Source organism: Brevibacillus porteri, assembly GCF_003013475.1.
In the GTDB taxonomy this organism is placed as follows: domain Bacteria; phylum Bacillota; class Bacilli; order Brevibacillales; family Brevibacillaceae; genus Brevibacillus; species Brevibacillus porteri.
This window is the reverse complement of sequence record NZ_PXZO01000039.1, coordinates 79,351-98,867: the sequence shown is the minus strand read 5'-3', so window position 1 is coordinate 98,867 and position 19,517 is coordinate 79,351. Positions and strand designations below refer to the sequence as shown.

Annotated in this window: 18 protein-coding genes; all 18 read right to left on the bottom strand. The window is 46.8% G+C overall.

Features of this window, described 5'->3' with window-relative positions; genetic code table 11:
- Position 1 precedes the first annotated feature (1 nt).
- The 18 genes from yfmF to C7R92_RS19900 all read right to left on the bottom strand — a co-directional run bounded on the left by yfmF (position 2) and on the right by C7R92_RS19900 (position 19,500).
- Positions 2 to 1,297: an EF-P 5-aminopentanol modification-associated protein YfmF gene (gene yfmF, locus C7R92_RS19980; RefSeq protein ID WP_106835403.1), complete on the bottom strand. Its 1,296-nt coding sequence runs from the start codon at positions 1,295 to 1,297 to the stop codon at positions 2 to 4.
- 208 nt (positions 1,298 to 1,505) lie between these two features.
- Positions 1,506 to 1,661, bottom strand: a complete 156-nt coding sequence (locus tag C7R92_RS32385; RefSeq protein WP_007719195.1) for a hypothetical protein — start codon at positions 1,659 to 1,661, stop codon at positions 1,506 to 1,508.
- Between the two features lie 53 nt (positions 1,662 to 1,714).
- The gene (locus C7R92_RS19975; protein ID WP_106835402.1) at positions 1,715 to 2,893 is read right to left on the bottom strand and encodes a stalk domain-containing protein; all 1,179 of its coding nucleotides are present in this window, start codon (positions 2,891 to 2,893) and stop codon (positions 1,715 to 1,717) included.
- A 128-nt stretch (positions 2,894 to 3,021) separates the two neighbouring features.
- The gene (locus tag C7R92_RS19970; protein WP_017249270.1) at positions 3,022 to 3,981 is read right to left on the bottom strand and encodes an ABC transporter permease; all 960 of its coding nucleotides are present in this window, start codon (positions 3,979 to 3,981) and stop codon (positions 3,022 to 3,024) included.
- Positions 3,981 to 5,054 (bottom strand): ABC transporter permease, encoded by a 1,074-nt coding sequence (locus C7R92_RS19965; RefSeq protein ID WP_106835401.1) that lies wholly within the window; start codon positions 5,052 to 5,054, stop codon positions 3,981 to 3,983. The genes C7R92_RS19970 and C7R92_RS19965 overlap by 1 nt, the downstream gene beginning before the upstream one ends.
- Positions 5,047 to 6,588: an ABC transporter ATP-binding protein gene (locus tag C7R92_RS19960; RefSeq protein ID WP_106835400.1), complete on the bottom strand. Its 1,542-nt coding sequence runs from the start codon at positions 6,586 to 6,588 to the stop codon at positions 5,047 to 5,049. Before C7R92_RS19960 ends, C7R92_RS19965 begins: the two co-directional genes overlap by 8 nt.
- A gap of 93 nt (positions 6,589 to 6,681) precedes the next feature.
- Positions 6,682 to 7,728, bottom strand: coding sequence for a BMP family lipoprotein (locus C7R92_RS19955; protein ID WP_106835399.1), 1,047 nt, complete (start codon positions 7,726 to 7,728; stop codon positions 6,682 to 6,684).
- A 57-nt stretch (positions 7,729 to 7,785) separates the two neighbouring features.
- Entirely contained in the window at positions 7,786 to 8,511 is a 726-nt protein-coding gene (locus tag C7R92_RS19950) for a GntR family transcriptional regulator (protein ID WP_017249274.1), read from the bottom strand.
- 238 nt (positions 8,512 to 8,749) lie between these two features.
- The gene (locus tag C7R92_RS19945; protein ID WP_106835398.1) at positions 8,750 to 11,128 is read right to left on the bottom strand and encodes an FtsK/SpoIIIE family DNA translocase; all 2,379 of its coding nucleotides are present in this window, start codon (positions 11,126 to 11,128) and stop codon (positions 8,750 to 8,752) included.
- Between the two features lie 222 nt (positions 11,129 to 11,350).
- Positions 11,351 to 11,581 (bottom strand): YlzJ-like family protein, encoded by a 231-nt coding sequence (locus tag C7R92_RS19940; RefSeq protein WP_017249276.1) that lies wholly within the window; start codon positions 11,579 to 11,581, stop codon positions 11,351 to 11,353.
- On the bottom strand, positions 11,578 to 12,402 hold the full coding sequence (locus tag C7R92_RS19935) for a ClpP family protease (protein WP_106835397.1): 825 nt from the start codon (positions 12,400 to 12,402) through the stop codon (positions 11,578 to 11,580). The genes C7R92_RS19940 and C7R92_RS19935 overlap by 4 nt, the downstream gene beginning before the upstream one ends.
- 123 nt (positions 12,403 to 12,525) lie before the next feature.
- Complete coding sequence (locus tag C7R92_RS19930; RefSeq protein WP_208636221.1) at positions 12,526 to 14,232, bottom strand: ribonuclease J; 1,707 nt, start codon at positions 14,230 to 14,232, stop codon at positions 12,526 to 12,528.
- A 116-nt stretch (positions 14,233 to 14,348) separates the two neighbouring features.
- Positions 14,349 to 15,215, bottom strand: a complete 867-nt coding sequence (dapA, locus tag C7R92_RS19925; protein ID WP_106835396.1) for a 4-hydroxy-tetrahydrodipicolinate synthase — start codon at positions 15,213 to 15,215, stop codon at positions 14,349 to 14,351.
- A 55-nt stretch (positions 15,216 to 15,270) separates the two neighbouring features.
- Complete coding sequence (dapG, locus tag C7R92_RS19920) at positions 15,271 to 16,497, bottom strand: aspartate kinase (RefSeq protein WP_069849220.1); 1,227 nt, start codon at positions 16,495 to 16,497, stop codon at positions 15,271 to 15,273.
- An 11-nt stretch (positions 16,498 to 16,508) separates the two neighbouring features.
- Complete coding sequence (locus tag C7R92_RS19915; RefSeq protein WP_069849223.1) at positions 16,509 to 17,549, bottom strand: aspartate-semialdehyde dehydrogenase; 1,041 nt, start codon at positions 17,547 to 17,549, stop codon at positions 16,509 to 16,511.
- A gap of 57 nt (positions 17,550 to 17,606) precedes the next feature.
- The gene (locus tag C7R92_RS19910; protein ID WP_106835395.1) at positions 17,607 to 18,203 is read right to left on the bottom strand and encodes a dipicolinate synthase subunit B; all 597 of its coding nucleotides are present in this window, start codon (positions 18,201 to 18,203) and stop codon (positions 17,607 to 17,609) included.
- Positions 18,200 to 19,102, bottom strand: coding sequence for a dipicolinate synthase subunit DpsA (gene dpsA, locus C7R92_RS19905; protein WP_069849228.1), 903 nt, complete (start codon positions 19,100 to 19,102; stop codon positions 18,200 to 18,202). The genes C7R92_RS19910 and dpsA overlap by 4 nt, the downstream gene beginning before the upstream one ends.
- 137 nt (positions 19,103 to 19,239) lie before the next feature.
- A complete protein-coding gene (locus tag C7R92_RS19900; protein ID WP_017249283.1) occupies positions 19,240 to 19,500 on the bottom strand; it encodes a YlmC/YmxH family sporulation protein in 261 nt (86 codons plus the stop codon).
- Positions 19,501 to 19,517 lie beyond the last annotated feature (17 nt).

Here is a 19,517-nt window from a genome sequence, read left to right as displayed (position 1 = left end):
CTTATGCCTCTCCCTTCTTGTCCCGCAGCAGATAAATCGTATCAATCGTCACCTTGCTTGCTACCTTCTTGATATCCTCAATGGTCGCTTGGTTGATCCCCGCCAAAAGCTCTTCGATTTTCCGAGGACGTCCACTAATCACACCATTGTACGTAAAATCAATCATCCCGCGCGCACTGTCCAACAGCTCACGGAACTGGTTAGACAAAGTTGCACGCGTTTGGCTCATTTCCTCATCCGATATGGTTCCTTGTTGCATCAGATCAAGCTGCTGCTTAATAATCTCAACCGCACGTTGATATTTGCTAACATCAATCCCGGACATAATCATGAGAATCCCTTTGTGGCTCTCAAGCCTGGAAACGGCATAGTAAGCGAGACTTTCTTTTTCACGGACGTTGACAAACAGCTTGGAGTGCGGAAAACCGCCTAAAATCCCGTTGAACAAGAGCAGCGTCGGGTAATCGTCATCCTTATAAGTGATCTGCGTGCGGCAACCGATGTTGAGCTTTGCTTGGTTGACATCGAGTCGATCGATCACTTCGCGTTCAGCCGATACATCCTTCGCCGTTAATGCGATCTGCAGTTCTCCTACTTGGGAACGCTCCACTGGGATATGCTTGCGAATAGCCTCGCTTACTTCCTGCTGATCAACATCGCCGACCACGAACATATTGATCGGATTTGTCGTCGTTACTTCTTTAAAATATTGATACAGCTCCTGACCAGTGATCTTTGGCAAATCCGCCACACGACCTTGGACGAGAAGAGAGAATGGTTCACCTTTACACATTTCTTCTGTCACGCGTTGGTTCGCATACTTCATTTTGTCGTCGATCAAACTCTCCATCCGTTTTCGTAGCGTCTCTTTTTCCTGTGCCAAGTACTTTTCGGAAAAAGCGTTGTCTTGTACATACGGTCTGACGAGCATATCTCCTACGAATTCGATAGCCTGCTCCAAAAGTGAGGATTCATTGGACAAATACTTTTCATTCGGTACTTCCATATAAATTTGCAGGATTTGCCGCTCGCCTTTTTTCATGACATCGACATCAAAAATGGCACCATACAGGAAATCCAAATGTGCTCGCAATAGTTTCGTTTCTGGAAAACGAGCGCTGGCACGTTTCATGACCATCGCAAGCAATGCTGTTTTCGTTACGTGCTCCTCCGATAGCGCTTGTTCAATCATCGTCACGATCGTCGTTGTCTTGAACTTTTCGGTTGGAAGGATATGTACGTTCATCCCATTGATTTGGGAGCTTTGAAATGCAATTTCGGTTGTAGAAGCAGTCATAGTCCAATCTCCCTTCTCCATCAGCTTACTCATACTCTTCTCTATTGTAACCAATTGTCAGGGCATCAAGCATCAGAATCTTCCATTATATATCCCAGTGCTTCATCCTATGCGCTCACGCAAGTCCCGTAATACGCAAATCACAGCGCTTCCATTATATAAAAAAAGAGCAAACGCACCTTTTTACGAAGGGCGTTCACTCTTTTCCTTACATATCCATCGCATCCCAGTCTCGAGGATCATCCGATGTGCTATGCTCTTCAACAAATCGACCGCAATCAGAGGAGAGACAGAGCATGCCATCCAACTGCTCATCATGAAAGGGTAAGCCGTGGCTTCCCCCACAGTACGGACAAGTCCACATACGACGGGCCTCCTTTTATTCGTGAAGGTACTCCGTAGTAGTTTGTCCAAATATTAGAGGAGACTCTCCACTTTATTTTGCTCCCAAATCCGCAAGTAATCATACGGATCGATTGCTTTCCCCGTGCTGTTACGATAGAGGCCAAAATGCAGGTGAGGTTCAAACATTCCCACTGTACCAGTTCCACCGTAGCCTGTATCTCCAACAAAACCGATCAGCTGTCCAGCTTTTATGGTTTTCCCTACATGCAATCCTGGCGCATACGCCTGCAAATGAGCGTAATACATCCGATATTGGCCATTCTCATCCGTAATGTTTACTCTCCAGCCACCATACGTATTCCAGCCCACTTTGTTGATCGTCCCATCGGATACCGAGTAAATCGGCGTTCCTTTCGGTGCCATAATGTCGATGCCCTCGTGATTACGGACACTGCCGCTATTCGACTCGGTCCACTCTCGATCGGACCCGAAGCTATCCCCATACGGCTCATACCTACTATTATCGTGGAAAGGAAACCGAAATTGTTTCCCAATCAATTGATCATCCGCAACTTTTGTGGCAATGGGATGCTCAGCTCTTTGTGCACCTTCTGGCAAAAATAAAATTTGGCCTACCAGTAACTCATCAGAAGAGAGAGGGTTATTTTTTTGAATGGCACTCATGTTCGTGTCGTGGCGAGCTGCAATTTTTGATAAGGTATCTCCCTGTTGAACGACATATGGATTAAAGGAGTATTTCACACTCGCAGCCTTGTCTTCCACAGTTTTGGATTGTATGTATGCAACAGCCGACGTCTCATCCCATTGAACTTGATAGCCAAATGCCTCGGAGATAAATCGGATCGGAACAAGCGTCCGCTTATTCACAATGATTGGAGAAACATCCATCTTCAAACGTTTTCCATCTACGTTCGCAGTCTGGCTTCCAATTGTCAGGGTGATATGCCTGCCTTTTTTGTTGAGCAATACTTTTTGCGTATCTGAATCGTAGCTTACTTCTGATCCTGTTGCCTCCGCTACTACTCGTATCGGAACGAGCATGCGCCCATTTCGATGGATTGGTGATACATCTGATTGGACTCCCATTCCATCGACAACGACAGAAATGATCGGTCCTGGCTCTTTTGCTGAAACCATTCCACCGGATACTGCTATCATCAGGCAAAAAACAAAAGCGCCTAGAATCCTGTTCCATCGATAACTGCTGTACTGATGTAGACAGCGGTTCATCTTTTTCCCTCCCCACAGACAATTTGCAAATACGGATAGGACCGTTTTTTGCGGACCGCAAGCAGTCACAAAAATTATCGCACAGGGGAAGTGACAGGTTCTAGACGCTAAATTTTGTCAACGAATGATTAACGCGATCCCGTATCGTAAGGTTTGCCGAGGGCCGCTGGAGCACTGGATCGCCCTACCAGACCAGCCATTACGAGAATCGTCAGTACGTACGGAAGCATGAAAATAAATTCAGTAGGAATGTAATTGGTCAATCCGAAGATTTGTACCAAAGACTTGATCGCTTGAGCGACACCAAAGAATAAAGCTGCTCCCATCGCACCCATTGGATGCCATTTACCAAAGATCAAGGCCGCAATCGCGATAAACCCTTGTCCGGAAACCGTGTTATGGGAAAAGTTACTGGTTGTCGTCAAAGAAATGGTAGCTCCACCCAACGCAGCCAGCATACCACTGATCATAACAGCTGTGTAGCGCATTCTCTTAACATTGATCCCTACTGTATCAGCAGCACGCGGATGCTCACCAACTGCACGCAAGCGCAATCCGAATGGTGTCTTGAAAACAATATACCAAGTAAGGAAAACTGCAATGAAAGCTAGATAGCTCGTAGGATAAGCCTCAAAAATGGCATGTCCGATATACGGAATTTCACTCAATCCAGGAATACTGAATTTGTTAAACACTGAGTTCAATGTCGTTGTCTGACCTGCTCCGTTAAAAATAATTTTGGTCAGGTAGATGGAAAGTCCAGCTGCCAAGAAGTTCAGGGCCACACCGCTGACGGTCTGGTCCGCTTTAAACGTTACCGAAGCAACAGCATGTGGGAGTGCAAAAATAGAACCAGCAATCCCCGCTGCAATAAATCCGACCCACGGTGCCCAAGCACCAAGTGAATCTTGGAAAGCATAGGTCATTACGGCACCAGTAAAAGCACCGATAATCATCATACCTTCTAGCGCAATGTTCACGACACCAGAACGCTCGGAGTACAGTCCACCCAATGCGGCAAAAATCAAGGCAGTGGAAAACACGATGGTATCATGAACGAGGTTGCTAAGAATTAATCCCCAATCCATCAGTTTCCACCTTCCTTTTTCTTCTTCAAGATCGGCTTAATAAACATTTTCACGATGCCATGTGCAGCAACGAAGAAAATAACGGAAGCAATCACGACACGAATCAACTCAAACGGTACACCTGCACTAAATTGCATACCGCTCGCACCGAATGTGAGAACCCCAAACAATATGGCAGCAAGGATAACCCCGAATGGTGTATTTCCGCCAATCAATGCTACCGCGATTCCATCAAAGCCATAGCCAGTATGCTGCGTCATAATCGCTTGATAGTGGAATACGCCCAAAATCTCAGTAGCTCCACCAATTCCTGCAAACATACCACCAATAAACATAGCCTTTACAACATTACGATTCACGTTCATACCAGCATACTCAGAAGCATGCGGGTTCAAACCAACGGAACGCAATTCAAAACCAGATTTTGTTTTCCAAAGGATGATATAGAAGAAAATAGCTGCGAGTACGGCAATCAGTGTACCCCAGTGCAAACGAGCATTGTCAAACATTTCAGCGAGCCATCCAATGGTAATGATCGCTGAATCCTTTACCTCTTCAGATGTTTGTTTACCTGCTGGAATAAAGAAGGCATTCATGACCCAGTTTGCAAAGTAAAGAGCTACCCAGTTCAACATAATGCTGGTAATAACCTCATTGACACCACGGGCTGCTTTCAAATAACCGGCAATGGCACCCCACAAACCACCTGCTACAGCACCTGCAATGATAGCAAGTGGAGCATGTATGATAGCTGGAAGGTCAAAAGAAACACCTACAACAGTAGAAGCAATCATCCCTACGATAAATTGACCTTCTGCCCCGATGTTAAAGAGACCTGTACGGAAAGCAAACGCTACAGCCAAACCTGTAAAGATCAAAGGCGTAATTTGGCGAATCGTTTCCCCAAAGTTATACGCGTTACCAAATACTTTTTTAAGCAAAGCCGTATAGGCATCGATTGGATTAAATCCACCTGCCAACATTGCAATTGCCCCAGTCAAAAGACCAAGAATGATCGCAACGGCAGGAACGAGAAACGATTCTTTCGTGAAGACCGCAATAACTCTATTCATCGTTTCCCCCTCCTTGCATTACTTTTCCGCCGGACATCATCAAGCCGAGCTCTTGCTCCGATGTCGATTTCGCATCGACAATCCCCACAATAGCTCCCTCATAAATAACCGCAATCCGGTCGGACAAATTGATAACCTCATCCAATTCTAAGGAAAGCAAGAGAACTGCTTTTCCTTGATCGCGTTGATCAATTAGTCTGCGATGAATGAATTCGATAGCCCCTACGTCCAAGCCACGAGTAGGTTGAGCCGCAATCAGCAAATCCGGGTTCTTGTCCACTTCGCGGGCAATAATTGCCTTCTGTTGGTTTCCTCCCGAAAGCGCTCGTGCTGGCGTGTAAATACTCGGAGTTCGAACGTCGAATTCTTCGATAAGCTTGGCCGCATGCTTGTCAATGGCGCCATAATCAAGAAAACCGCCTTTGCAAAACGTTGGATGGAAATACGTTTCCAATACCATGTTTTCACTCATGGTGAAATCAAGAACCAATCCTCGCTTATGTCGGTCTTCTGGAATGTGAGACAATCCTGATTCCGAAATGTTTCGCGGACTTTGATTCGTAATTTCTTTGCCATTAAGAAGGACACGCCCACTTGTTGCTTTACGTAAGCCAGTTAATACTTCAATCAGTTCACTTTGGCCATTTCCGTCGACTCCTGCAATTCCAAGAATTTCACCCGCGCGAACCTCTAAGCTAAGATTGTTCAGTGCATTCACACCGCGGTTCCCCATTGCAGTCAATTTCTCTACGGCCAAGATCGTATCTTTAGGTTTTGCTTCCGTTTTATCCACGCGGAAGTTTACTTCACGACCAACCATTTTTGCAGCCAAGTCGTCTGGATTCGTATCTTTTACCAAAACGGAATCAATGACTTTTCCGCGACGAATAATTGTTACCGCGTCACATACTGCCATAATTTCTTTCAGCTTGTGTGTGATCAGGATAATCGTCTTACCTTCTTTTACCAAGTTATGCATGATCTCGATAAGTTCATGGATTTCCTGCGGCGTCAATACAGCCGTAGGCTCATCAAAAATCAAGATGTCCGCACCGCGATAAAGCGTTTTCAAAATCTCTACACGCTGCTGCATCCCAACTGAGATATCCTGAATTTTTGCTCTCGGATCAACTTTGAGCCCGTATTGATTCGACAGTTTTTCTACCGCTTTCTCAGCGCTTTGAATATCTATCTTCAACCCGTTTTTCGGTTCATTTCCTAGCACAATGTTTTCCGTGACTGTAAATGTTTCTACGAGCATAAAATGTTGGTGAACCATTCCGATACCAAGGTCGTTTGCAATCTTTGGACTGGTGATCTGTACAACTTTCTCGTTAATCAGAATTTCGCCTTCATCCGGCTGATATAGACCGAACAAGATATTCATGAGTGTGGACTTACCCGCGCCATTCTCTCCGAGCAGCGCATGAATTTCACCTTTACCTACGGACAGCGTAATACTGTCATTCGCAATAATGCCTGGGAACCGTTTTGTGATCCCTCTCATTTCAACCACTTTTTTTACCGAGTTCATGCATGCTCACCCCATTTTTCGGGTCTATTGTGAAGGTAAAGGACAAGGCCAGTAGCTCGAACCAGCCTTGTCCATTTGCAGCTTCCTTAGTTTTTACTTGTCAGGAACTGTGATTTCGCCTTTAACGATTTTTTGCTTGTATTCTTCAACCAGTTTCAGTACGTCTTCAGGAACGTTCTTCGTGGAAGTGTCAGCCAGACCTACACCGTTTTCAGCCAGTCCGAGCCATTGTACTCCACCTTTGAATTTACCCTCAGACAAGTCTTTCGCTACACGAATAACTGCTTCGTCAACACGTTTTACCATGGAAGTCAATGTGATCTCGTCGCCAAAAGTCAGGGATTGGTCTTTGTCAACACCGATTACCCATACGTTTTCGCCTTTAGCTTTACGGTCTTTTGCTTCGTTGAACACACCGTCACCTGTACCGCCGGAAGCGTGGAAGATGATGTCCACACCTTGACCGTACATAGAGGAAGCCGTAGATTTACCCATGTCTGGTTTATCAAAAGCACCAGTGTATACTTTGATTACTTGAATGCTTGGGTCAACAGCTTTTACACCTGCTTCAAAGCCAAGATCAAAGCGTTTGATTACCGGGATATCAACGCCACCAACGAAACCAACTTTTTTTGATTTCGTCATCTTCGCTGCAACAACACCAGCGAGGAAGGAGCCTTCATGCTCTTTGAAGAGTACAGATGCTACGTTAGGAGCATCTACTTCAGCGTCGATGATCGCCAATTTTGCGTTTTTGTTTTCATCTGCTACTTTTTTCAGGTGGTCACCCATCAGGAAGCCGATACCCCAAGTCAGATCCCAACCGTCTTTTACGAATTGAGTCAGGTTTGGTACATAGTCAGCATCTGATTTTGATTGCAGATAGTTTACGTTTTCTTTCGGGAGATTCAAATCGGTTTGGAGTTTTTGCAGCCCTTCCCAAGCACTCTGGTTAAAGGAGTTGTCGTTTACGCCGCCAACGTCTGTAACCATACCTACTTTGATAGCTTTAGCAGCTGGAGCACCACCATTGCTACCAGTTTGGCCTTGAGGCTGTGCTTCTGGTTTGCTTCCGCAGCCAGCGAGAACGAGCGACAGGCTGAGTGTTGCCACAGAAAGCACGGATAGAACTTTCTTCATCTGAGATTACCCCCTGTTTTTAGTTGATGAAATTGTTGAGTGAGGTTGCCCCCACTGTTACAACCGTCTCCGTACGACATGAAAGTGAATTTTGTCAGCCCTGAAGTAATTATGGGAGTATAGCACTGGCTTTTCACTTTCGTCGTAATGAATCTGTTTGAGCAAGAGCATGGGAGCAGATTTATCGCAATGCAGCAGGTTGGAAACCTTTTCATTGTAGCCCATGGGTTCAATATCGGCTACTGCGTATGCGATCCTTACCCCTGTTACGCTCTCCAGCCATTTGAAGATAGACTCTCCACTTGCCGCATAGCCCCCGGGCACCAGATGTGCAGGAATGCGGTCCACACAATAAACCACAGGCTCACCGTCAGCCGTGCGAATTCGCTCTACTATGAGAACGCCTTCACCCGGATTTAAGGCTAGCCGCTTCCTCTCTTCTTCAGCAGATTCGCCAAAGGATGTTTTCAGGATCAAGGTTCCTGCCGTATATCCTTGACGCTCAATTGCATCCGTCACACTAAAGAGTTCCCCAATCCCGCCTGAAAAAACAGGCTTTGAATTAATAAAGGTACCTACACCGTGTCTACGAATGACAATCTTCTCTTCCTCAAGAAGTCGGAGTGCCTCGCGAAGCGTCGCCCTGCTTACACCAAGCTGTTTGGATAGTTCGGCTTCAGAAGGGAGGCGTTCACCAGGACGAAGAAGTCCGGTTTCGATATCACTCTTGATCTTGTCCATTACCAAGAGAAACAGTGATCGAACATTCCCTTTGATGCTCATCATCATTCACTCCTGCTGTCCGCAAGCCACCCTACAGGTAGGACGTCAGACCTCTGATTCGTATGAGACTTAATAACAACAATTTCCGTCAATCTCTTAAAAAGTTTACATGAGGGGCGAGTATCATGCAAGCCAAATATTTATGAATAATAATGCAAAATGATTAATTTCGACAGGGATTTTTCTCCTAAAATAGGAAAAAAGACCCTACCGGCACAAATTCTGGCAGGGTCTTTCACTATGAAATATTGCTTTCTATGGACGGACGTGGCAGACGAACCTCACGAGGCTTGCTTCCCTCATAAGGACCGACTATTCCTTGAGCTTCCATCATATCAATCAATCGTGCCGCTCGCGTATAACCGACACGGAGACGACGCTGCAGCAAAGATGCCGATGCCGTTTGGGCTTCTGAAACAATTTGAACAGCTTGATCGTACAGTTCATCATCCACGACTGGCTGCTGTTCCTCTTGCACGTCACCCGGGATCATCTCTTCATTGTAACGAACCTCTTGCTGTTCTTTCACAAAACGAACAACCTCTTCTACTTCCTTGTCGGATACAAAAGCTCCTTGAACACGAGTCGGCTTGGATGCCCCCATCGGCAGCGAAAGCATGTCCCCTCTACCAAGAAGCTTTTCCGCTCCTCCCATATCCAGAATCGTTCTGGAGTCAGCCATCGAAGATACCCCAAAGGCAATGCGGGAAGGGATGTTCGCCTTGATCACACCTGTAATGACATCTACGGAAGGACGTTGTGTCGCGATGATGAGATGAATCCCGGAAGCACGAGCCATTTGCGCGAGTCGACAAATCGCATCCTCCACTTCTCCCGGAGCTACCATCATCAAGTCCGCAAGCTCATCGACGATGACGACAATATAGGGAAGTGGCGTCCCTTCCACTTGCGCATTGTACATTTCAATATTGCGGCTCCCTGTTTTGGCAAACAAATTATAACGCCGCTCCATCTCTGCCACGACCTTTTTCAATGCAACAGAAGCTCTTCTCGGGTCTGTAACAACAGGAGCCAACAAATGTGGAATTCCGTTGTACACATTCAGTTCCACCATTTTCGGGTCAACCATCATCAGCTTGACTTCCTCTGGTTTGGCCTTGAACAAAATACTCATGATTAATCCGTTAATGCATACTGATTTTCCGCTTCCCGTCGCCCCCGCTACGAGCAAATGGGGCATTTTCGTCAAATCTGCTACGATCGGCTCCCCGGAAATATCCCGGCCAAGAGCAACGGTAAGCTTCCCTGGCGCATCTTGATACTCAGGAGCTTCCAACACTTCTCGTAGTGATACGACCGCTACCTCTGAGTTCGGAACCTCGATGCCAATGGCTGATTTTCCTGGGATTGGTGCCTCAATCCGGATATCTTTTGCCGCCAATGCCAAAGCAAGGTCATCCGTCAAGCTGACAATCCTACTTACTTTTACCCCTGTAGCAGGCTGAACTTCATAGCGTGTAACAGCTGGTCCGCGATGTACTTCGGAAACCGTTGCATTGACCCCAAAGCTCTTCAGTGTCTGCACTAATTTCGCCGCATTTGAGGTATGATCGACGTCTTTTCCTGTAGAACTCGCTTTGGGTCTTGCGAGCATTTGCAGATTTGGAAGCTCATACGGTATGGTGTTCTGTTCTTCTCTGGTATTTAGTGTACCGAAGATTTCTTCTTCTCCTTCGAGCGCAAACGTAATTTCCTGATTCGTTTTCGGTTGTGCAGCTCTCGCTTGATGACTAGGATCGACCGGTTCCTCATCCTCATCCAACGCAATGCGATCCGTAAAATCACGAATTAACGGGGCGTTCGGTTGCTGGACTTCTTCCTCCTGAATAGCAGGCTGTGGATGAGATTTTTGCTCTTTCAACGCAGTAACCGCGATTGTGCCGTTCTCTTCCTCCGATTGCTTTTGCTTGCGAGCCTCTTCGGATTCCTTTGCTTCTTTCTTTCGCTTCTCGCTCTCTTCCTGTAAAAGCTGTACAGAGTCCTTCACTGTATTTTTCGCCTTTCCGTAAAACAAAGCGAGCTTGTCCTTGGCAAACATCAAAATGTTTACATAAGAGAGATTGAACAGAAACATCAGTCCCACAAGGAACAGGAAAACAATCACGAGACCCGTACCAATTGTCCCAACAAGACCATTTGTCACCGCAAAAAACAGGGCACCGATCATCCCTCCACCTACCCCGGTGGTGGACACTTTCTGACCATGATCGAGCCAAATTCTGTCCCATGTAACCTTAATAATGCTTTGCTCTGCAAATTTTCCATCTGCGGTAATTTGTTTGTACAAAATCATGTGATCCCAGGTCAAAATCGCCACACCAATGAGCGCTATCCCTAAGACGCGGTAAGTAAGCTTCGGTGACTTTCTCGTAAACATCATATGTATGGCCATTCCGATTAGCAGAACAGGAATGATGAAATCCCATGAGCCCGCAATAAACCGAAATAGAAGTGCCAGTACATTTTTGCCCAGCCATCCACTCTCCAAAAGCCCGATCAAGGACAGCACGATGATGAGAAGTCCCAGCAGCTCTATTTTGACAACTGAGGCCAATGCCGCTTGTGAACGCTCTTTTTTTCTCCTACTCAATGGCACGCCTCCTCCTCGTCCTTACACTCGTTATGTACTGTAATGGTAAGAAAACCTCTATCGAGGCCTTTTCAACGTAGAGCGACCGCGTTTTAGCGGAAAGTTTCCATACGCTCCGGAATTTATTTAATAAATTCCTATTCGTTAAAAAAGGCAGCCGTCGCATGTTCGGCTGCTGTTCGTACATCATTAGTATAACACAGGAAATTCATAGAAATACAGGACTTCTTAGGCGAGCCATTCAGGTTGAAACTGAATTTTTTGTCCGGGTGCGAACTGCTCCTTCAGGTAGTCTTGCGGATCCGGACTAATCAGCCTGACGATTTTTCCTTCAAACGGTCCGGTTTGCTCAATGAGCATCGTGGCATGACCCACCGCGATCTCTTTCAGCTCTTGTTTCTCCACTTGCTCCATGTTCTCAAAAACCGTTTCCATCGGAATGATGGAGTATAAGATCATTGGAGTACACTCTCCTCGCCTTTTTGCGATTTGATCAGTTCGTTCAGCTTTTTCAGCGCACTTCCAAGGCCGCCGACTTCATCAATCAAGCCGTATTTAACCGCATCTACGCCAATCACATTGGTTCCGATGTCTCGTGTCAATTCACCGGTTCGGGTCATGAGCTCACGGAACTTTTCTTCCGAGACTTTGGAGTGACGGGAAATGAAGCTCACTACACGATCTTGCATTTTGTCCAAGTACTCAAACGTTTGCGGCACACCAATGACAAGACCCGTCAAACGGATCGGATGGATCGTCATCGTGGCGGTTTCTGCAATAAATGAGTACGAACCAGCTACAGCAATTGGCACACCGATACTATGACCACCGCCGAGTACGAGTGTGACTACCGGTTTAGATAATGACGCTACCATTTCCGCAATTGCTAAGCCCGCTTCCACATCCCCACCAACCGTATTCAAAATGACGAGCACGCCCTCTATTTTGCTGTTTTGTTCTGCCGCAACCAATTGAGGGATGAGGTGCTCATATTTCGTCGTCTTATTTTGAGGAGGCAACTGAATATGTCCTTCTACTTGTCCGATGATGGTCATACAATAAATATTGCTTTCGAGCTGTGGGACGTTTGTCTGGCCCAGTTGCGTAATGGAATCGAGCAGTTTTTTCTTCGGATCTTCTTGTGCAGGTGCTTCTGACGGCGGCGAAGCAGCAGGCTCCTGATCATCAGTTGGTGATTGTGGTTGGGATTCCTTACTATTTACCGCTGTACTTGCAAGTGGTGGCTTATTTAAAAAATCGTTAAATTGTTGATTCGGCATGGATGATCCTCCCTCACTTTCCTCTGTAGTATGGATAAGGGGAGGAAAAATCATGCGCCCACAAAGCCAAAAAAAGCCAGAAACCCTTCTTCTAAAGGGTTTCCAGCTCTTTATCAAGTGATCCTACACTTCCATGATAATCGGCAAGATCATCGGACGTCTGCGCGTTTGCTCGTACAGATAACGGCCTAATGACTCTTTTACGTTATTTTTCAGTGAAGACCATTCATTCACATTTTCTTCCATGCATTTGACAAGTGTTTGGGTCACTATGCGATTTGCCTCATCCAGCAACTCTTCGGATTCACGTACGTAGACGAAACCGCGAGAAATGATGTCTGGACCTGACAAAATCGTGCCATTTTGTTTGCTGAGTGTCACGACAACTACCAGTATGCCATCTTGTGACAGTAATTTGCGATCTCTAAGAACGATGTTTCCTACATCCCCAACGCCCAAGCCGTCAATCAAAACGTTGCCAGCATGAACTTTTCCACCGTAACGGGCCTTGCCCCCTGAGAATTCAACTGTATCGCCGTTATCCAGCAAGAACGTGTTTTCTTCAGGAATGCCAACCTGTTCAGCAAGTAAGGCATGCGTTTTCAACATGCGATATTCACCGTGAACAGGAATAAAGTACTTAGGCTTCATTAGGTTAAGCATCAGGCGCAATTCTTCTTGGCTACCATGACCGGAGACGTGGACGGTTCCGTTAGGTCCATGGCCACCATAAATGACATCTGCACCAATGCGCGATAATTGATCGATCGTACGCGCCACGTATTTTTCATTCCCTGGAATGGGAGTAGCTGCAATAATAACGGTATCCCCTGGAAGGATGTCAATTTTCCGATGGGCGGATCGGGCCATCCGAGTGAGCGCGGACATAGGCTCTCCTTGGCTTCCAGTTGATAAAATAACGACTTGTTCAGCATTCAGCTTGTTGATTTCATCGATCTCAACAATCAAGCCCTCAGGGACCAACAAGTACCCTAAGTCTCTGCTGATATTAATAACATTTTGCATGCTCCGGCCGACAACCGTCAATTTACGGTTGAACTGTGCTGCAGCATCCACCACTTGTTGAATGCGGTGAACATTTGATGCAAACGTAGAAACCACAATACGTCCAGATGCTTTGCTGAACACATCCATGAGTGCTTTGCCCACTGAGCGTTCCGATCCGGTAAATCCAGGCCGTTCTGCATTCGTACTGTCAGAGAGCAAGCACAAAACGCCTCTGTCACCGATCATCGCCATTTTTGCCAGATCAGCTACCTGATTGTTAACAGGTGTTTGATCGAACTTGAAGTCTCCTGTATGAACGATGTAACCTTCTGGCGTGTCCAGGCATACCCCTACACAATCCGGGATGCTGTGGTTTACGCGGAAAAAGGTCGCTTTCATCTTTCCGAGAACGACTTCCGAGTCGCTGTTGATCAATACGCGTTTTGTTTCGTTTAGGATGCCCGCTTCTTTTAACTTTGCATCAATTAAACCAAGGGTAAGTTTTGTCGCATAAACCGGGACTTTCAAATGCTTCAGCACGTAGCTGAGGCCGCCGATGTGGTCTTCGTGTCCATGCGTAATAATAATACCCCGAACCTTGTCGCGATGTTCCTCCAAGTAGGTGATATCCGGAATAACCATATCAATCCCCAGCATTTCCTCTTCTGGGAACTTCAATCCGGCATCAATCACTACGATGTCGTCACCGCTTTGTACCACGTACATATTCTTCCCAATTTCGCCGACTCCGCCCAGGGCGAAAACGAGAACAGAGTGATTCGACTTTGCCAAAACGTGTAACCTCCTATATTTAGTTGTCATGTCCACTCAAAAAAACCGCCCCAAATCACTTGTTCTTATTATACCCGAAGTGAAATCATGAACACAAGGAAAAAGAGCCATCCCGGGCAGGAATGGCTCTTGATCTTTCTATGGAGTTAAACAAGCAGGGAATGAACGAATGCTTTTTCTTGTTCATTCAGCTCAACTAGAGGCAATCGAACGCCCCCAACTTGAACGCCGAGCTTTTCTAATGCGACCTTGGTCGGTCCTGGGCTCGGGTAGGCAAACAGGCCTTCAAAAATCGGCAACAGCTTGCGATGGAGTCTTGCTGCATCTGCGTAATTACCTGCAAAATAAGCGTCCATCATGTCTGTCATTGGGCGGCCAACTATGTGACTCGCCACACTAACAATGCCCACTCCCCCGATAGACAGGATCGGCAAGGTTAAGCCATCATCACCACTATACAGCTCAAAGCCTTCTGGAGCATGTTCAATGATTTGCGACATCTGCGACAAGTTACCAGAGGCTTCCTTCACGCAAACGACATTTGGCAATTGAGCCAAACGCAGAGTCGTTTCCGCTGTCATATTGACAACAGTACGTCCTGGCACATTGTACAGCATGATTGGCAACTCGGTAGCATCAGCCAATACCTTAAAGTGTGCGTAAAGCCCTTCTTGAGATGGCTTGCTGTAATATGGTGCAACGAGCATGACAGCGTCTACGCCAATGGATTGTACAGCTTGAGTGAACTCTATACTTGAAGCTGTATCATTACTACCTGTTCCAGCAATGATGTGGACTCTTCCTTTTGCGTAGGAAACCACATGACGGAACAGATCAAGCTTTTCGGTACGAGACAAAGTCGGAGATTCGCCAGTCGTTCCACTGACGACAATCCCCGTCGTTCCATTTGCGATCAAATGATCAATCAAACGTTCTGTTTTATCGTAATCGATTTGAAGTTGATCATTAAAAGGCGTTACCATTGCGGTAAGCAGTCTACCAAAACGTGCCACTCACTCTCCAACTCCTCTTATCGTGATCAGTAGGTATTTAAGGCAGGATATGCTCTCACTTATGTTGAACATGCAGATTGAACTGCTGATGAAGCGCACGAACAGCCTTCACCATATCCATTTCATGCACGAGTACCCAGATGGTTGTATGGGAGTCTGCCGATTGAAGAATTTGAATGTCTTCTTGCGTAAGTGCCTCCACGATTCGTGCCATCACGCCCGGCACGCCCGTCATCCCTGCACCAATCACGGACACTTTTGCGCAGTGCGGTAACAGCTGCGGCTCGTATCCCATTTCCGTTAATAGACGAGCAGCTTTTTCTCCCATTTCATCATGGACCGTGTAAGCAACACCCATTGGGTTCACATTGATGAAATCTACGCTGATGTTATTGGTAGCCATCGTTTTGAAGACTTGTAACTGTGTATCGTAAGACCCTTCTTTGTTCGCTACCTTGATCTGGGTAATGTTCGGTACATGAGCAATTCCCATGACGACTCTGTCGTGTACAGTGTAGCCCATTTTCCCGATCTCCAGCATGGTTGTAACAAGTGTACCGGGGTCGTCCGAAAACGTAGAGCGAACACGAATCGGCACGTTTGCGTGCATCGCGATCTCCACCGCTCTAGGATGAATGACTTTTGCACCCAGGTGAGCCATGTTGCAAATCTCCGTGTAGGTCACCATGCCAAGTCGCTGCGCTTCCTCAACGATGCGCGGGTCCGCCGTCATAATGCCTTCCACGTCGGTGAAAATATCCACCGTTTCAGCCTTCAAAGCGACACCGAGAGCGGTTGCAGTTGTATCGCTTCCGCCCCGTCCCAGTGTCGTAATTTCCCAATCGGCTGTACGTCCCTGAAACCCTGGAACGATCACAACTTGACTTTCCTCCAGGTCTTGCAAAATGCGACTTGGATCGATCGACGTGATTTGTGCATTCGTAAAATCGTCGCTCGTCACAATATTTGCCTGACCGCCTGTCAAAATCGTTGCTTTAATTCCTCGTGCATTCAGCATGCTGCACATGATGGTAGCAGAGATGATTTCTCCGGTATGCATCAGCATATCCATTTCACGACTTGGCAGTTGGTTCCCATTCGCACGAACCAACTGCAAAAGTGTATCGGTTGCGTATGGATCACCCTTGCGACCCATCGCCGATACGACAACGACGAGGGCATAGCCCTCATCAATTGCTTTTTCCATATGGTAGATTGCCCGCATCCGGCAATCCTCCGTCGTCAAGGAAGAACCACCGAACTTCTGGACGAGAATCTTCACTAACCTCTCCCCTATACTCTTGCTTTTATGAGTTCTTCAGCGATTTGTACTGTATTCCATGCTGCACCCTTGAGAAGATTGTCAGAAACGATCCACATATGCAGTCCACGAGGATGATGGAGATCACGACGCACCCGGCCCACGAATACTTCCAGTTTGCCTGTTGCATCAGTAGCAAGTGGGTACTGCTGTTCCCCTGGCACATCTACTAACACGATACCAGGAGCGTTTTCCAGCAGGGCCTTTACTTCTGCCAGATCGTAATCCTGTTTCAGCTCTACATATACCGACTCGCTATGGCCATAGACCACTGGAATACGTACGCAAGTAGCTGAAACAAGTACAGTGTCATCACCGAAGATTTTTTTGGTCTCATTGACCATTTTCATTTCTTCATAAGTAAAACCATTGTCGGTGAACACATCAATCTGCGGAATCGCGTTGTACGCAATCTGATGATGTACAGGCAATTTGCCTACGGGAAGTACGTTACATTGCGGTTCTTTACCATCCAAAATGTCTCGACTTTGGTCGAGCAATTCATTGATCGCAGATTGACCTGCACCAGATACTGCCTGGTAAGTAGAAACGATGATTCGGTCTATACCAAAACGATCATACAAGGGTTTTAGAGCGGCAACCATCTGAATCGTAGAGCAATTCGGATTCGCAATGATTCCATTATGAGCGAGCGCAGCATCCATGTTTACTTCTGGCACAACGAGAGGAACATCTGGATCCATCCGGAATGCGCTGGTATTGTCAATGACAACTGCACCGTGACGCACTGCATGATGAGCCAGTTCCTTACTGACCGATCCACCAGCACTAAACAAGGCAAAATCAACCCCTGCAAAACTGTCTGGAGTCGCCTCTTCCAGTACAATTTCTTGCCCCTTGAAGGTGACTGTTTTTCCTGCAGAACGTCCAGAAGCAAGCAGCTTAAGCTGTTTGATTGGGAAGTTGCGCTGTTCTAATAGTTGAATCATCTGCTGTCCGACTGCACCAGTCGCACCGACTACAGCAACGTTGAAAGTCAGTTGGTTTGCCATCTCTTACTCTCCTCCTAATCGCGAAAAAGCAGGTTAATTGTTTATTCTGTAGTCTTATTAGTAGTTAAATCTTTCGATGAGCAAGGGCTGCAATTGTCGACCTTCCAAAGCTTCTTCGCATGTTTCCAATAGGAGATCCATACGAGCTACAAGCGAGTTCGGTTTTTTATCCGGGGCATCCTGCCCGAACGGCACGAAATACATATTTTTCGCGGCCAATAGCTTGGCAATATTGGCTGCATTTAATCCCAGACCATCATTGGTGGAAATGGCAATCACAATGGGTCGCAGATTACGCATCGTCGCTTTAGCCGCCATCAATACGGCACTATCCGTAATGGCATTCGCCAATCGACTCGTCGTACTGCCTGTGCAAGGCGCAATCAGCATGACATCTAACAACTTGGAAGGTCCCAACGGCTCAGCCTGAGGAATCGTCGAAATAAGCTCCTCGCCTGTCAGTTCCTTGATTTGTTGCTGCCAGCTTTGAGAAGTACCGAAGCGTGTATCCGTGGTCATAATCGTATTCGATACGATCGGTACCACCCGTGCCCCAGCATCCACAAGTCGCTTAATTTGCGGCATGGTTTCCTCAAAGGTACAATGCGATCCAGACAAACCAAATCCAATGGTCTTTCCCTGAAGCTTACTCATGTTGCATCCCCTCCTGGCGCTTTCCTTTGATCCGCAATAAGACGAGACAATGTTTGGGCTAAAATTTGTCCAGCGGTTTTCGGTGCAACGATTCCAGGCAATCCGGGAGCAAGAAGAGCTTTAATACCTCGTCTTTCAGCGTAACGAAAATCCGTTCCCCCTGGTTTGGAGGCAAGATCAAGAATAAACGCCGATTGAGGCATTTGAGCAATCACTTCTGCCGTGAGTAATAATTGCGGGATGGTATTAAAAATGAAATCAGCATTCGTAACCTGTTGCCTTACTTCGCTTATATGGAAGGGAGTCAATCCCATCTCATAAATGCGTGCCAAGTGTTCCTGACGTCTTGCCCCAACTCTTACGCGGGCTCCCAACGCATGCAATGCTCGAGCCATGGACAAACCTGTTCGGCCCAACCCCAAAACAATTGACTGTGATCCATGAATCGTAATATCCGTATGTTGAATCGCCATCATTAACGCTCCCTCTACAGTAGGGATAGAGTTATAGATAGCTACGTCATCACGATCCAAGAGCTCCACGAGCGGAAGCTGGGTGGAAGCCAACAGCTTTTTCAGATAAGGCTTTGCCATTCCCGTGTAAACCACGCAATGACTCGGCAGACTCGCCACATGTTCGTCTAGCAACTGCATTTGTTTGGAGCAGAAAATACTTTCCACGTATCCTTGGTCATCGGTCCCTACGATGGGTAGGATGAGGGCGTCCACGTCTTTCAACACATCGCATGTTAATGGTTTCTTCGTTGCCCCTGTAAAATTACTTTCCAGGTTGTCGAAGCCAACTAACGTGACGCTAGCATCCAGTTGTATGCATCGCTTAATGACTTCCAACTGGCGAGCGTCTCCGCCGATGAAGGCAACATGTATGCCCGTTAGCATGCTGCGTTCCCCTTTCCACACATTTTACTGCATTAAATGATCGGAACGCAAAGGTTTTCCATTTGGAAAAGTTGACGGAAATCCATGCGGTCTACCCCCATCCTATTCCGCTCCTGCTACTTCGGTGACAGAAGCGCCTACTTTTGGGAAGCTTGTGCCTCAGGCGCTTGAAGCTGGATAATGACCATATCTGGCCCAATTTTTACGATGGATCTCCATGGGATCACGAGGTCCTCTCGCTTCTTACCGAACCCAAAGAAACTGCCTCCTGGCAAGATGATGGATTGAATCGTACCGTTTTCGGGATGGATGACTAAATCGGAATCACTGATGACCCCCATTTTCTCCCCGTTGTCCAGTCCAATAATCTCCTTCCCACCCAACTCGCTTAAGCGCATGGAGAAGCCCCCTTTGT

Excerpts from the sequence above, each read along its gene's own strand:
- yfmF (WP_106835403.1), bottom strand. The coding sequence starts at position 1,297 with ATGACTGCTTCTACAACCGAAATTGCATTTCAAAGCTCCCAAATCAAT.
- C7R92_RS32385 (WP_007719195.1), bottom strand. The coding sequence starts at position 1,661 with ATGTGGACTTGTCCGTACTGTGGGGGAAGCCACGGCTTACCCTTTCAT.
- C7R92_RS19975 (WP_106835402.1), bottom strand. The coding sequence starts at position 2,893 with ATGAACCGCTGTCTACATCAGTACAGCAGTTATCGATGGAACAGGATT.
- C7R92_RS19970 (WP_017249270.1), bottom strand. The coding sequence starts at position 3,981 with ATGGATTGGGGATTAATTCTTAGCAACCTCGTTCATGATACCATCGTG.
- C7R92_RS19965 (WP_106835401.1), bottom strand. The coding sequence starts at position 5,054 with ATGAATAGAGTTATTGCGGTCTTCACGAAAGAATCGTTTCTCGTTCCT.
- C7R92_RS19960 (WP_106835400.1), bottom strand. The coding sequence starts at position 6,588 with ATGAACTCGGTAAAAAAAGTGGTTGAAATGAGAGGGATCACAAAACGG.
- C7R92_RS19955 (WP_106835399.1), bottom strand. The coding sequence starts at position 7,728 with ATGAAGAAAGTTCTATCCGTGCTTTCTGTGGCAACACTCAGCCTGTCG.
- C7R92_RS19950 (WP_017249274.1), bottom strand. The coding sequence starts at position 8,511 with ATGAGCATCAAAGGGAATGTTCGATCACTGTTTCTCTTGGTAATGGAC.
- C7R92_RS19940 (WP_017249276.1), bottom strand. The coding sequence starts at position 11,581 with ATGATCTTATACTCCATCATTCCGATGGAAACGGTTTTTGAGAACATG.
- C7R92_RS19935 (WP_106835397.1), bottom strand. The coding sequence starts at position 12,402 with ATGCCGAATCAACAATTTAACGATTTTTTAAATAAGCCACCACTTGCA.
- C7R92_RS19930 (WP_208636221.1), bottom strand. The coding sequence starts at position 14,232 with ATGACAACTAAATATAGGAGGTTACACGTTTTGGCAAAGTCGAATCAC.
- C7R92_RS19915 (WP_069849223.1), bottom strand. The coding sequence starts at position 17,549 with ATGGCAAACCAACTGACTTTCAACGTTGCTGTAGTCGGTGCGACTGGT.
- C7R92_RS19910 (WP_106835395.1), bottom strand. The coding sequence starts at position 18,203 with ATGAGTAAGCTTCAGGGAAAGACCATTGGATTTGGTTTGTCTGGATCG.
- dpsA (WP_069849228.1), bottom strand. The coding sequence starts at position 19,102 with ATGCTAACGGGCATACATGTTGCCTTCATCGGCGGAGACGCTCGCCAG.
- C7R92_RS19900 (WP_017249283.1), bottom strand. The coding sequence starts at position 19,500 with ATGCGCTTAAGCGAGTTGGGTGGGAAGGAGATTATTGGACTGGACAAC.